The 12836-nt window shown below is 65.5% G+C and carries 12 protein-coding genes and 2 tRNA genes; 9 read left to right on the top strand and 5 right to left on the bottom strand.

Features of this window, described 5'->3' with window-relative positions; all coding sequences use genetic code 11:
* Positions 1-56: 56 nt before the first annotated feature.
* The gene (locus tag ACW18B_RS10345) at positions 57-563 is read left to right on the top strand and encodes a MarR family winged helix-turn-helix transcriptional regulator (protein WP_492046957.1); all 507 of its coding nucleotides are present in this window, start codon (positions 57-59) and stop codon (positions 561-563) included.
* Here ACW18B_RS10345 and ACW18B_RS10350 read toward each other — a convergent pair.
* Complete coding sequence (locus ACW18B_RS10350; protein ID WP_492046958.1) at positions 550-1554, bottom strand: P1 family peptidase; 1005 nt, start codon at positions 1552-1554, stop codon at positions 550-552. The genes ACW18B_RS10345 and ACW18B_RS10350 overlap by 14 nt on opposite strands.
* A 103-nt stretch (positions 1555-1657) precedes the next feature.
* On the opposite strand from ACW18B_RS10350, the gene ACW18B_RS10355 reads away from it, so the two are divergent.
* Positions 1658-1742: transfer RNA gene (locus tag ACW18B_RS10355), tRNA-Leu, on the top strand.
* Between the two features lie 33 nt (positions 1743-1775).
* On the opposite strand, the gene msrB is transcribed toward ACW18B_RS10355, so the two are convergent.
* Positions 1776-2258 carry a peptide-methionine (R)-S-oxide reductase MsrB gene (msrB, locus tag ACW18B_RS10360; RefSeq protein WP_492046959.1) on the bottom strand — a complete coding sequence of 161 codons (483 nt, stop codon included), beginning with the start codon at positions 2256-2258 and terminating at the stop codon, positions 1776-1778.
* Positions 2259-2348: 90 nt separating this feature from the next.
* Here msrB and ACW18B_RS10365 point away from each other — a divergent pair, with 90 nt between their 5' ends.
* Both ACW18B_RS10365 and ACW18B_RS10370 read left to right on the top strand, forming a co-directional pair.
* Positions 2349-2936 carry a type 1 glutamine amidotransferase family protein gene (locus tag ACW18B_RS10365; protein WP_492046960.1) on the top strand — a complete coding sequence of 196 codons (588 nt, stop codon included), beginning with the start codon at positions 2349-2351 and terminating at the stop codon, positions 2934-2936.
* A 93-nt stretch (positions 2937-3029) separates the two neighbouring features.
* Entirely contained in the window at positions 3030-4049 is a 1020-nt protein-coding gene (locus ACW18B_RS10370) for an N-acetylmuramoyl-L-alanine amidase (protein WP_492046961.1), read from the top strand.
* Here the strand turns inward: ACW18B_RS10370 and ACW18B_RS10375 are convergent.
* Entirely contained in the window at positions 4042-4539 is a 498-nt protein-coding gene (locus ACW18B_RS10375; RefSeq protein WP_492046962.1) for a GlcG/HbpS family heme-binding protein, read from the bottom strand. The genes ACW18B_RS10370 and ACW18B_RS10375 overlap by 8 nt on opposite strands.
* 23 nt (positions 4540-4562) lie before the next feature.
* Positions 4563-8414: a LamG-like jellyroll fold domain-containing protein gene (locus ACW18B_RS10380; RefSeq protein ID WP_492046963.1), complete on the bottom strand. Its 3852-nt coding sequence runs from the start codon at positions 8412-8414 to the stop codon at positions 4563-4565.
* Between the two features lie 99 nt (positions 8415-8513).
* On the opposite strand from ACW18B_RS10380, the gene ACW18B_RS10385 reads away from it, so the two are divergent.
* Complete coding sequence (locus ACW18B_RS10385; RefSeq protein WP_492046964.1) at positions 8514-10508, top strand: acetyl-CoA carboxylase biotin carboxylase subunit; 1995 nt, start codon at positions 8514-8516, stop codon at positions 10506-10508.
* Positions 10509-10608: 100 nt separating this feature from the next.
* Entirely contained in the window at positions 10609-11013 is a 405-nt protein-coding gene (locus ACW18B_RS10390; RefSeq protein ID WP_492046965.1) for a DUF805 domain-containing protein, read from the top strand.
* A gap of 30 nt (positions 11014-11043) precedes the next feature.
* Here ACW18B_RS10390 and lipB read toward each other — a convergent pair whose 3' ends face one another.
* Positions 11044-11769 carry a lipoyl(octanoyl) transferase LipB gene (gene lipB / locus ACW18B_RS10395; protein WP_492046966.1) on the bottom strand — a complete coding sequence of 242 codons (726 nt, stop codon included), beginning with the start codon at positions 11767-11769 and terminating at the stop codon, positions 11044-11046.
* 70 nt (positions 11770-11839) lie between these two features.
* Between lipB and ACW18B_RS10400 the strand changes: the two genes are divergently transcribed.
* From ACW18B_RS10400 to ACW18B_RS10410, 3 genes are all read left to right on the top strand, one after another.
* Positions 11840-12091 (top strand): FliM/FliN family flagellar motor switch protein, encoded by a 252-nt coding sequence (locus ACW18B_RS10400; protein WP_492046967.1) that lies wholly within the window; start codon positions 11840-11842, stop codon positions 12089-12091.
* A gap of 40 nt (positions 12092-12131) precedes the next feature.
* Positions 12132-12527: a hypothetical protein gene (locus ACW18B_RS10405; protein WP_492046968.1), complete on the top strand. Its 396-nt coding sequence runs from the start codon at positions 12132-12134 to the stop codon at positions 12525-12527.
* A gap of 90 nt (positions 12528-12617) precedes the next feature.
* Positions 12618-12704, top strand: a tRNA-Leu gene (locus tag ACW18B_RS10410).
* Positions 12705-12836 lie beyond the last annotated feature (132 nt).

Genomic DNA, 12836 nt, shown 5'->3' on the forward strand with positions numbered 1-12836 from the left:
CGAAAGATCGTCTCCCAAATGGCGATCGCGCCCCGGGAGGACGGAAGGAACGGGCTATGACCGCAACGGTCTCTCCCCTTACGACGGCGTTGCCGGAGGGGCCCCAGGACGCACTCAGTCTGGCCGACTATGTGCCGTACCGTTTGTCGACGGCCGCCAATGCGGTCAGCCGGTTGATCGCGCGCGCCTATGAGGACCGCTTTGGCCTGACCATCCCTCAATGGCGGCTGATGTCCGTCCTGGCCGAGGGAGGGCTGACCCCGCATGCGGCTGTGACCCGCACCGCCATGGACAAGGTCCGTGTCAGTCGTGCGGCTCAGGATCTGGTCGAGCGCCGCCTGGTCAACCGCACGACCGTGCGCGCCGATCGTCGGTCTCACCGTCTGGAGTTGACCGCCGCGGGGCGTCGCCTGTTCGCGGAGATCGCGCCCTTGGCCCTGGCCTATGAGGCGGCCCTGCTGTCGGGGCTCGCCCCCAGCGAGGTGGTGACCCTCAAGCGTTTGCTGGGCCGGCTCGAAGCCACCGCTACGCAACTGGCCGGCGGCGAGACTATAACCCCCTGAAACCCCGCGCCTCGTAGACCGCTCGGGCGATAGCCCGGGCCAGGCAGTCGGCCGCCGCCGCGCCGAGGCGGGAGATGTCGACGGGCCTCGTTGGAGCTGCGCCCAGCGCGACCTCGCCTGACGCCAGGGTGAACACCACGTCTCCGTCGAAGGTGGTGTGGGCGGGGCGCACCGCGCGTCCCATGCCGTCATGGGCCATCATCGCCACGCGCTTGGCCTCGGCCGTCGAGAGATCCGCAGTGACCGCGATCACGGCCAGGGTGGTGTTGGCGCCTGCCCGCAGGCGACCGGCCGCGCCGAGCTTGGACTCTTCGGGCAGGGGGTCCGTCGCCGAGACCGGTCCGGAGGGAACACGGCCGCCATATTCGCCGTCGATCTCAAACGGCCAGGCCCAGAAGGTTTCGCCGTCCGGCATGAACACTGAGCCCACAGGATTGGCTGCGACGAGGGCGCCCACGATCAGGCCGCCGCCCAGGTCTATCGAGGCCGAGCCCAGGCCGCCCTTGATCAGGCCCGCCATCGCGCCGCGACCGGCGCCGACCGCGCCCAGGGCGAAATCCTCGTCCGCCGCCGCGACGGCGGCCATGCCCAGGGCGCGGTAGGGCGGGTCAAGACCCCAGGCCTTGTCGCCGCCATTGCCCAGATCGTGCAGCACCGCGCCCGGTACGATGGGAATCGCTGGTGAACCGGCGGCCAGACGCAGGCCAACATCGCTTGCGGACAAGGCGCAGACGACACCGTCGGCTGCGGCGAGGCCGAACACTGACCCGCCGGACAGGCAGAGGGCGTGGGCGCGGCTAAAGCTGTTCTCCGGCGACAGGGTCTCGGTCTCGCGCACGCCCGGTCCGCCGCCGCGGACGTCGACCGCCGCGCTCCAGCCCTCGGGACACAGAATGACCGTCACACCGGTCCGAACCCCCTCGTCCTGGGCGTTGCCCACGGTCAGGCCGGGAACATCGGTGATCAGATTGCGAGGACCTGGATGCGGCATGCGAGAATCTCCTGTGCGCGAAGACCCTAAACCCACCGTCTCTCCACTGGAATTCGCTGCAGACCCCTGCTAGAGAAGCGGCCCTTCGCGACGAGCGAAGTCTGCGGGCGTGGTGGAATTGGTAGACGCGCTGGACTCAAAATCCAGTTCCGAAAGGAGTGCCGGTTCGACCCCGGCCGCCCGCACCATCTGGTCTTGGCTTTTCAGCCGACCATCCTGGATCAATCCACGGTCGGATCGCCGCGATGCAGCGGATCGGGCAGGGGATCGCCAGCCTTCACAAACTGCAGCGACACCGAATTGATGCAGTAGCGCAGCCGCGTCGGCGGCGGACCATCGGGGAAGACATGGCCCTGATGACTGTCGCAGCGCGCGCACCGGGTCTCGATCCGCGTCATGCCATACGAGCTGTCCGTGATCGCCCGAACATGATCCTCGGCGAACGGTGCGTAGAAGCTGGGCCAGCCGGTGCCGCTTTCGAACTTGGTCTGATGCCGAAACAGCGGCAGGCCGCAGAGCCGGCAGGCATAGACGCCCGGGCTTTTCTCGCCCAGCAGGCCGCCGCAGAACGGCGCCTCGGTGCCGTGCTGCAAAAGGACCCGGGCCTCCTCTGTGGTGATGTCGGCTTCCAGGTGCTCGCGCTCGGCCTCATTGGGAGGGGTCAGGTCGAAGCCGGCGGTTGATCGGGTGGCGGTGTCTGTCATGACGACCAATGTAGGGTGGGCGGAGGCAATCGGGTAGACGTCTTGCCAAGATCGCCGTGACCGCCGCGAATCCGTCCCAGGAGAAGACCCATGACCGTCGCCGCCGTCTTTCTGCAACCCGGTTGGGCCGACTGGGAGGCTGGCCCGGTTCTGGCCCTGCTGCGGCGGGACTTTGGCGTTCAGATCGAGGTGGTGACGCCGGACGGCGAGCCCCAGACCTCGATCGGCGGCCTGCTGGTCGCGGCCGACTATCGCTTTGATGATCCTGTTCTGTCGGACGCCGATGTCTATCTGCTGATCGGCTCTGACGCCTGGAGCGACTATCGCGATGAAGCGGTGTTCGGCTTGCTCCGTCAGGCCGTGGCCGACGGCAAGATCGTCGGCGCGATCTGCGGCGCCACGGTCGCTTTGGCGCGGGCGCGGCTTCTTGAGGGGCGTCCCCACACCTCCAACAGCCTGGCCTGGCTGGAGGGTGAGGTTCCAGGCTATGCGGGCGCCGACGGCTATGTCGATCAGCCTCGCGCCGTAACCTCTGGCAAGATCGTCACGGCCTCGGGCTTGGCCCCCGTGAGCTTCGCAGCCGCTTTGGCGCGGCTGATCGCGCCGGAGGCTCAAGCCAGCATCACGGCCTATGAGGGGTTGTTCGCTCAGGAATTTCCCACGCCTGGCGCGATCTGAATTCAAAGTTCCCGTCTGAATTGAATTCAGACGGCTCCGTGTTATCGTCCTCAAAAGATTACGCCGCCCGGCGCGATCAGGTTGGGGGAAGTGATGGCGGATCCGTTTCCTGTTGGGCCCGGTACGGTCGAGGCCGCTGGTCGCCTGAACATTCGCGCGGGGAAGCCGCGAACTTCGGCGGCCAAGGCGGGCATGATCGAGGCAGGGGTCCGTTTCGCCGTGAAGGGCTCGCTGACCGGTGAGATCGTCTCGGGCGTCGGACAGTGGTTCGAAATCGACGGCGGTCGCTTCGTCTGGGCCGGCGGCTGTCGGGATTTCAAGCGTCCTGTGGTCGACAGCGACGGCGATCGTCCTAACCGCCAGCAGCATGGTGACTATGCGCCGCCGGTCTTTCAGACCGTGACAGGCGTCCGCCATGTCGCTCAGGGCAAACGCCTCGGCGGCCTTGAGGGGCTGATCGTCCACTTCGACGCCTATCGCACCAAGGCCGCGGGCAACGGGGCTGAGGATTCAGACCGCCGGTCCCTGGACATGATGCGGTCAGGCCAGGCCAACGGCTATCACTACGGAGAGATCAGTCGAACCGGGAAGATCTTCCTGCCCGAGGGCTTTGAATGGGGCGAATGGGGGTCGCACGCCGGGGTCAGCAAATGCCCGGTGACCGGTCGAACCGGCGTTTCGCGTTACTATGTCGGCTTCGAGATGAACAATCCGGGACAACTCTACGAGGCCCAGGAAGACGGGGTCTTCTGTCCTTGGTTCAACTCTGTACGCAACGCAGCGGGCGCGGTGGTGCTGGACGCGCGCGGTCGTTGCACCCGAAAGTCAGCCAGCGAAGAATGGTATCCCGCCTCGGCGGTGCGCAGAGTCGCGGCCAGCGACAACATCAAGGCCGGCATCTATCTGCCCTACAGCTTTGATCAGTTCGAGGCCCTGACCAATCTGTGCCTCTATCTGGCCAAGACCTTTCCGGCCACCTTCAGTCTGGATCGGGTGTTTGGTCATGACGAGGTCGCGCCGACCCGCAAGAATGATCCCGGCGGGGCTCTGGCGGACCCCGCCCGTCTGATGACCATGCCGGACTTCAGGGCCTATCTGAAATCGCTCATCTAGCCAGGGCGGCGACGGCTGCGCGCGCGACCTGGCCATCTTGCGGAGGGGATCCGCCCGACGCACCGATCGCGCCGACGATACGGCCGTCGATGATCAGAGGTTCTCCGCCTTCAATCGCCAGGGCGCCGGTGGAAATCGCGTTGAGGTTTCCGCCCTTCACCGAGTCCTGAAAATATAGGGTGGGCCGGCGGAAATGGGCGGCGGTCTCGGCTTTGCGGCGCGCGACGTCGGTGGATCCGTACTGCGTACCATCCATCTTTTCACTCAAGACTAGGGCGCCGTTCGGCTCGACGACGGTGAGGACCATGGACCAACCGTTCTTGCGGGCCTCGGCTTCAGCAGCGGCCACGGCGGTCTTGGCTTCGTCCAAGGTGATGGAACGTCCATAGGCAAGGGCTTTGGGCACAGTCGCCGGAGCGGTTTGAGCGGAGGCCGGGGCGCTTACGCCCAGGGCCAGCAGGAAAAGGATCGCGGCGGAGGTCTTATTCATCGCGACGGCCTCCTTGAAGCGGATCATGGCAGCACGACCTCGTCATTGAGTGCGGTGTTTTGCGGCTGGTCGGACACCAGACGCACGCGCAGGCCGAGCGTCTTGACGCCCGCCGGGATCTTCAGCCTCACGCTGGCGATCTTGGGCAGCAGATCGGTCGGAGCCTTCAGGGCGGGGACCGGCGCTGAGGCCAGCACCTTGTCGGTCGCGTCAACCAGTTCGAGCTTGGCCGGCTTGGTGTCCTGAGCGCCCAGGCTGTGGACCTTGGCGGTGAGGGTCGAACCCTTAACCGTGACGTCGCCGCGACCGACGCCCAGATCCGCGCGCTTGGCCGGATCATCGCCAGGCGTTGTCAGGGCCATGTCGACGACGGTGGTCTGGCGCGGGGCCAGGGTCAGGGTCACCGACTTGGTGCGCTCGAACGCGACCGACCGGCTTTCGCCGGGGGCGTCAATGGCGTCGTCGCCATTGGCGTCGAGACCTTGCGTCAGGCTCCACTCGCCCGGCGCGACGCCCCAGCCGGTCATGCTGGCGACCACCGGCTTGTCGGTCAGGTTATAGGCGATGACCTTGAAGGCCGTGGGATCGGAGCCCTTGACCAGGATCGCCACGTCCTCGCCCTTGGCGTCGCCCTCAAACCGCCAGCTGACCGTGTGCCCGGGCGTCATCTGGGCCCGCTTGTTGGCGATGCCGCCGAGCCGCGAGCGTTGCAGAATGTCGCTGGGGATCTCCACCCGGTCGGACCACCAGTGGCCTTCGGTATGCATGTACATATGCTGCGCCGCCCACTGGATCTCGTCGGCATAGAGGTCTTCGAGATAGGCCTTGTCGCCGGTCAGCGTCCAGGCGGCGTAGCGCTCCAGGGAGCCGCCCTTGGCGGCCAGCTTGAGGATGGCGTCCTTGTTGGCGGTGTCCAGCTTCAGCGCGGCCAGGGCGTTCTCATTGATGTCCTGCAGCGACTTGAGGCCGTTCTTGGAGACCCGCCATTGGATCGGCTTCAGATACTTGTCGTCGCCCGTCAGCTTCCAGGCCGACCAGAACACCTGGAAGGGACCGCCTGAGCCCGAGCCCTGGAGCACGGTGCCGCCGCGCTCGGCGTCGGTGCGCCAGTTGATCTCGTTGGGATAGGAGCCGTCCTTGGCGACATGGGCCATGTAGCCGTCGGCCAGGCCGGTCACCAGGCTCCGCGCGGTCGGATCATTGTTGTAGTCGCCAATCAGGATCGCCGGGTGGGTGACGCCGAACGAATAGGGCTTTTGCCACTCCCAGGGACCCTCACGATACGAGATCGCGCCGCTGTACCAGTTGGTGTTGAAGTGGACATGGCCGGCCGGGTTCTTGTCGATGATCCGGGGCAGAGCCTTGACGGTGGTGAACAGCCGCTCGACCGCCAGCGGGTCGCCATAGTCGAGATACATCGCTTCGCTGTTGGAATTGATGCCCTCTTCGTAGGCGTGCAGTTCGTCGGTCACGATGGTCGACAGGCCGTCGGTGAACATGCCGTTCTTGTAGGCGGCGTCGGCCAGGCTGTTGAGCGAGGCTTTGATCTTGTCGGGTTCGACGCCCATCAGGGCCACGCCGGGCCATTGCTGGGTGAGATCGCTGTCGTCGGAGATGCCGCCGCCGAAGTCGCCATACTCGACCTGCCGCTCGTCGATCCACCAGTTGATGAACTTGGAGACCAGCTTCAGGTCTTCGACCTGGCGGAAGGCCCAGAGCGGGGTGTCGTCCGTTGGCTTGGGCTGGTCGAAGGCCGGCCAGCCCTGGCTGCCAAAGGTGATGTCGCCCCAGTATTCGCGGCCGATCTGGTTGTCGGGGTCCACCCGCAGCAGGTCGGAAATGTCGGCATAGAGGCGACGATAGAGGCCCTGACGCTTGGAAGTGGTGTGTTCCTCGACCAGGAAGGCCCAGTTGTCCTTCACCTGGTTGAGGCGATCGGCGATGTGTTCGGCCTTGGCGGCCTCGCGGTCCTTGAAGACGAGACGGATCTTGGCGCCGTCCAGCGCCTTGGGGCCGAAAGTCGTGCTGTCGGCGGCGATCGTCAGATAGAGGCTGTCGGGCGTCAGGATGCGGTCGCGCAGGTCCAGCCAGACGGTGCGGGCCTCGCCCGGCTTCACCGAGACGCTGACGTCGATCATGTTGCGCCCGGGCCAGATCGGATCCTTGACCTGGATATTCAGCGGGATCAGCGCGCCGTCCGCCAATGTGGAAAAGGTGGGGGCGGGCAGGGCGGGGATGTCGATGGCGATGCCGTCCAGGCCGTCGCGGGCATTCTCCCAGCCATAGGCCCAGTTGCGAGCCAGGGGTTGGGCGGGCGGTGCGTCGCCGAAGCCCGAGGGGATCAGCACATGGACGATCGGCAGGCCCTTGGCGTCCAGAGCGTCGGCGGGCCGTTTGCGCATCGGCGCGCTGTCGGGCAGCGCCACGACGGTGGCCCTTTCGCCCGCGGGATGACGTCCGGCGATATAGGCGTTCAGATCTGAGAGGTTCAGATAGTCCGGCGCAGCCTCGGCGCGGACCGTGTAGCTCATCTTGAACGCGTCTTTCGGCTCGGCGCCGGCGGTGACGTTATAGGCCCAGAGTTCCTGGATCGGGGTTTCCTGGTCGGTGTTGGTGAAGGTCAGGACGCCGCCCTTCAGCGGCTGGGCCAGGGTGGTGAAGGTGCGGGCCTGGTCCTTGGCGCGTGATCCGACCTTGGTCGCGGCGCCGTCGGCGGGGGCCCAGGTCAGCTCGCCATAGGCAGGACCCTGGATCTCCAGGCGGTTGATCGGTTCGTTGGGCAGGGACAGCTTCAGCGCCTTGCCGCCTTCGGCATAGACGTTCCAGTCGGGCAGCTGGAAATAGTCGTTGCGGCCCTCGAGCCGCGAGCGGTTGTAGACGCCGGGCCAGGTGGTCTCCTGGATGCCGTCATTGGCCCGCCACATCCATTGTTTCAGATCCTTGGCGTCGGTGAACTCGACCTTGCGGATCGTGGTCGCGGGCGCGGACAGATAGGGCGGGGCGTCGTTCTTGCGGTTCCAGCCATAGCGCAGGCGCCAGGCGGCATGGCCCGCAGGGTCGTCCAGCGTGACGACGGTGGGCTCAAGTTGCGCCGGTTCGTTCCGGGCGAGCCTGGCGACGGCGGCGGGGTCCAGCGCGCGATCATAGACCTTCACCTCGTCCAGTTCGCCGCCGCGCGTGAAGTTGTAGCGGCTCTGCACCTGGTGGGGCGCGATGACCCGGCCGGCGATGCCGAACTGGTCGAGCCCGGCGTCATAGACGGCCTTGGTCTGGTTCTTCTTGGCCAGCTTGCCGTCGACGAACAGCTGAACGCCCTGGGTTTCGTCCCAGGTGAAGGCCAGATGGGTCCAGGCGTCGGCGGCCGGCGGCTTGTCCAGCTTGAACGAGACGCGGGTGCGGGCCAGGCCGTTGTCAGTGACGAAGGCGTCGAAGCCGTGGCCGTTCCAGTCGATGCGCAGGAACGCCATGTCCCAGCTGGAATGGTCGGCATAGCCGACGCGGAAGATCACGAACGGGGCGACGCCGACCGGATAGCCCGAGCGCCAGAAGAAGGCCAGCGAGCCGCGCTGGGCCTGGATATTGCCGGGCGCGTTCCAGGAGACGACGCCGGTGTCCTCGGCGTGCACACCCTTGCCGAACGCGCCCTCGGCGATCGGAGTCACCTTGTCGGCGAAGTTAGGGATGGGATCGCCTTTGGCGACGTCCGCGACTAGGCCCTTGTCGCCCGAAAGATGGAACAGGAGTCCCGGCTCTTCGGCGGCGTTCGCCGCCCCCGCCAGAATCGACAGACAGGCGGAGCCTAGAAACAATGCCTTGGTCATGAACGCTTCTCCCTTGAACATGTCTTGGGCATTGTTTTTGGTAACCGGTGTCATGCCCTAAACCCGGTTTAGCGCCCTAGGGGCAAGGTTGCAAACAGGCGCGGGCCTGCTAACCGATGTCCAACAAGACAATAAGCCTGCAGGGAAGTTCGCATGTTCAGCAAGATCCTGATCGCCAACCGTGGCGAGATCGCGGTTCGGGTCATCAAAACCTGTCGTCGAATGGGGATCGCGACGGTGGTGGTCTATTCCGACGCCGATGCGGGCAGCCTGGCTGTCGAGATGGCCGACGAGACGGTGCATATCGGCCCGTCGCCGGCCAACCAGAGCTATCTCGTCGCTGACAAGATCATTGCGGCCTGCAAGCAGACCGGCGCCCAGGCCGTGCATCCGGGCTTCGGCTTCCTGTCCGAGAACGCCTCCTTCGCCCAGCGCTGCGCCGACGAGGGCATCGCCTTCATCGGGCCCAACCCCGGCGCCATCTCGGCCATGGGCGACAAGATCGAAAGCAAGAAGTTCGCCCAGGCCGCCGGCGTCTCCTGCGTGCCCGGCCATATCGGCGAGATCGACGACACCGCCCACGCCATCAAGATCTCCGAGGAGATCGGCTATCCGGTGATGATCAAGGCGTCGGCCGGCGGCGGCGGCAAGGGCATCCGCGTCGCCTGGACCCAGCAGGACGTCGAGGAAGGCTTCCCGGCCGTCCGCGCCGAGGCCAAGGCCAGTTTCGGCGACGACCGCATCTTCATTGAGAAGTTCATCGTCTCGCCGCGCCATATCGAGATCCAGGTGCTGGGCGACAAGCACGGCCACGTGGTCCATCTGTTCGAGCGCGAATGCTCGATCCAGCGTCGCAACCAGAAGGTCATCGAGGAGGCCCCGAGCCCGCTGCTCGATGAGGCCACCCGCGCCGCGATGGGGGCTCAGGCCGTAGCCCTGTCCAAGGCCGTGAACTACGACTCAGCCGGCACGGTCGAGTTCGTGGCCGGCCAGGACAAGAGCTTTTACTTCCTCGAGATGAACACCCGCCTGCAGGTCGAACACCCGGTCACCGAGTTGATCACCGGTCTGGACCTGGTCGAGCAGATGATCCGCAGCGCCGCCGGCGAGGCCCTGACGTTTGAGCAGAAGGACCTGAAGATCAACGGCTGGGCCATCGAGAGCCGGATCTATGCCGAGGACCCTTATCGCAAGTTCCTGCCCAGCATCGGCCGCCTGGTTCGTTACGACCCGCCGCAAGAGGGACAGCATGACGGTTATACCGTCCGCAACGACGCCGGGGTCCGCGAGGGCGACGAGATCTCGATGTTCTATGACCCGATGATCTCCAAGCTGTGCACCTGGGCCCCGACCCGCATCGCGGCCGTCGACGGCATGGGCCGAGCGCTGGAGGACTTCCACATCGAAGGCCTGGGCCACAACATCCCGTTCCTGAACGCGGTGATGGACCAGGAGCGGTTTCGCTCAGGCCAGCTGTCGACCAACTACATCAAGGACGAGTTCCCCGAGGGCTTCGCCGGGACCGAGCCCTCGGGCCTGCAGATCGACATCCTCACGGTGACGGCCGCCGCCATGCAGCGGGTCTACGCCGCCCGCGCCCGTGGTAACGCTGCGATCTCCAATGGTCCGGTGCGTGACGAGTGGGTGGTGGCCGTGGGTCATGCCAAGCACCGCGTGAAGCTCTCGGGTGAGCGCTCGCTGTCGGTCGACCTGCTCGACGAGAACCGCACCCTGACCCTGACCGCTATCGACTGGCGCCCGGGTCAGCCGACCTTCCGGGGCGAACTCGACGGCGTGGCCTTTACCGTCCAGGTCGCGCCCGCCGCCGAGGGCTTCACCATCCGCCACCGCGCCGCCAAGGCCCGGGTGCTGGTGCTGACGCCGCGCTCGGCCGAGCTGCACGACCGGCTGCCAGAGCGCAAGCCGGCCGACACCTCCAAGCTGGTGCTCTCGCCGATGCCGGGCCTGGTGGTCAGCATGGACGTCGCCGCCGGCCAGCAGGTGCGTGAAGGCGAGGTGGTCTGCGTGCTTGAGGCGATGAAGATGCAGAACATCATCCGCGCCGAGCGCGACGGCCTGGTCAAGGCCGTGAACGCCAAGGGCGGCGATCCGGTGGCGGCCGACGAGGTGCTGGTGGAGTTCGCGTAGCACGTAGGGCGAATTCGCCCAGGCTGTTGCGGCTTGGCGACTTTCACTTGGCGTGCTTGAGGCTTAGGTTCGGCCGCGAGAGTCGCTGGAGCCCCTACGCATGAACGGTCAGACGGAATGGGCGGAGCTGTTTCTGTCGTCGAACGGACGGCTGTCGCGGACGCCGTTCCTGATCGCCAGCGCGGTGCTTATCGGCTTCGCCACCTTCTATGAGGCCTTGGCCAACTTCACGCTCCACTGGCTGACGGGTTGGTTCGTCTATCCGATCCTGCTGTTCTCCGGCGCCTGCCTGCTGTCCAAGCGCCTGCACGACCGCGGCCGCTCGGGCTGGTTCGCCGCCCTGATCCTGATCGCCGTCGTGGCTGTGTGGCCGCAGCCGGAGCACTTCCTCGACTTCGTGTTTTCGATCGTCATCCTTTGGGCGATCGTGGAACTGGGCGTGATGGGCGGCGAGCAGGGCGCCAATCGTTATGGCCCCAACCCGTTGAAGACGATCTCGATCTGATCTTTCTGCTCCCCCTGGGGGAGGAGGACGCTAAACCGGCGTCGGCGCATCCACGACCGGCCCGAACACCCGCTGGAAGCTCGCTCGCAACGCCGCGTCAGCCTCGTCCATCGTCACAGGCAGTCCCAAGTCGACCAGGCTGGTGACGCCATGCTCGGTCTGGCCACAGGGCACGATGCCCGAGAAGTGGCCCAGGTCGGGCTCCACGTTCAGGCTGATGCCGTGGAAGCTGACCCATTTACGCAGCTTGACGCCGATGGCGGCGATCTTGTCCTCACGCGACCAACCGGCGCCCTTGCGCTCGACCCAGACGCCGACCCGGCCTTCACGCATTTCGCCGACGACGTTGAAGGCCGCCAGGGCGTCGATGATCCAGGCTTCGAGCGCCTCCACGAACGCTCGCACGTCGCGACCGCGCTGTGTCAGGTCCAGCATCACATAGGCCACCCGCTGGCCGGGGCCATGATAGGTGTACTGGCCGCCGCGGCCGCTCTCGAAGACCGGGAACCGATCGGGCTCGATCAGGTCCGCCCCCTTGGCCGAAACCCCGGCGGTATAGAGTGGCGGATGCTCCAGCAGCCAGACAAGCTCTCCCGCCGTTCCTTCGGCGATGGCGGCGGCGCGGGCCTCCATGGCGGCAACGGCTGCCGGGTAGGGGACGTAACCGGTCGAAACCGCCCACTGAACAGGCGTGTCGTCGCCGCGCCCCAGAAGCGGGTTCTGTTTATTTTCAAGGCTTAACGGGCGATCAAGCATACGGCCCTATTCTTGCAAACTCGATGGCGCGACCAAGAATGGTCGAGTGTCGATTCAGGGGCCTTAGTTCGTGAGCCAGGTCAACGCCGTCAATGTCGAGATCTCTGTTCTTTTGGGGCGCTCGATTCTACCCATGCAGCAATTGCTGCGCATGGGACGCGGCGCGGTGATCCCGCTGGACGCCAAGACCAATGACGAGGTCTGGATCCTGGCCAACAATCACCCCATCGCCCGCGGCGAGATCCAGATCACCGACGACCGCATCGCCATCCAGGTGACTCGCGCCGCCGATGTCTATGACTACATGGCCGGCGGCGTTTAGACCTAGTCGCTCGCAGCCGCGTTGTGGCTAAATCTGAGCTATGATCAGGCTGTTTTTCCTCGCCATCCTTCTTGGGTTAGCGCCATCCGCGTCGTTTTCGGCAAAGTTGGATCGGTCCGGCTTTTACGACAATCTTCGCTACATTGAGGAAGCCGACGATTATATCGGTGTTCGCCTGGACGTCCGCGACGGCTCGAGCCCGACCGTCGATTTCGAATTGTGCGAAGGCTGGTGCAACGGTTCCGAGGTTTTCTCAGCCACGATCGAGGGTGACACCCTTCGCTTCACCTACATTTCTCGTTGGTTCTCACAGAGTGGCGTGGCCGGAGCTGAGCCAATTTCCGTCACCGGGCGATTTGTGAGACGGGGCGTGATGCTCAAAATCGGCGACGCGCCGCCCGAACTGCTTCGCCTGCGACGCGCCAAGGCCCGATGAGTCCGGGCGCGTCGTCGCATTAAAGGCTGAGTTCAAACTCTGCTCTTCCCAAACCAGATTCAGTTTGCTACCTGCCGCGCCTCACCACGTGCGGTCGTGGCGGAATTGGTAGACGCGCAGCGTTGAGGTCGCTGTGCCCGAAAGGGCGTGGAAGTTCGAGTCTTCTCGACCGCACCAGGTGAGACCTAGGACTAGAGCGCGTTTGGCGAAATCGGTTTCCGACTCGCTGGACGCGCTCTAATCGTTTCAGGCCTTGTTTTCCTTCTGGAGAGCAAGCCCGCCGCCGATCGGACGAACGCCGCGACGACA

The organism is Caulobacter sp. FV2ps19, assembly GCF_058681035.1.

Coding starts and splice junctions, on each gene's coding strand:
- ACW18B_RS10380 (WP_492046963.1), bottom strand. CDS start 8,414: ATGACACCGGTTACCAAAAACAATGCCCAAGACATGTTCAAGGGAGAA.
- ACW18B_RS10390 (WP_492046965.1), top strand. CDS start 10,609: ATGAACGGTCAGACGGAATGGGCGGAGCTGTTTCTGTCGTCGAACGGA.
- ACW18B_RS10385 (WP_492046964.1), top strand. CDS start 8,514: ATGTTCAGCAAGATCCTGATCGCCAACCGTGGCGAGATCGCGGTTCGG.
- ACW18B_RS10350 (WP_492046958.1), bottom strand. CDS start 1,554: ATGCCGCATCCAGGTCCTCGCAATCTGATCACCGATGTTCCCGGCCTG.
- ACW18B_RS10375 (WP_492046962.1), bottom strand. CDS start 4,539: ATGAATAAGACCTCCGCCGCGATCCTTTTCCTGCTGGCCCTGGGCGTA.
- lipB (WP_492046966.1), bottom strand. CDS start 11,769: ATGCTTGATCGCCCGTTAAGCCTTGAAAATAAACAGAACCCGCTTCTG.
- ACW18B_RS10370 (WP_492046961.1), top strand. CDS start 3,030: ATGGCGGATCCGTTTCCTGTTGGGCCCGGTACGGTCGAGGCCGCTGGT.
- ACW18B_RS10365 (WP_492046960.1), top strand. CDS start 2,349: ATGACCGTCGCCGCCGTCTTTCTGCAACCCGGTTGGGCCGACTGGGAG.
- ACW18B_RS10345 (WP_492046957.1), top strand. CDS start 57: ATGACCGCAACGGTCTCTCCCCTTACGACGGCGTTGCCGGAGGGGCCC.
- ACW18B_RS10405 (WP_492046968.1), top strand. CDS start 12,132: ATGATCAGGCTGTTTTTCCTCGCCATCCTTCTTGGGTTAGCGCCATCC.
- msrB (WP_492046959.1), bottom strand. CDS start 2,258: ATGACAGACACCGCCACCCGATCAACCGCCGGCTTCGACCTGACCCCT.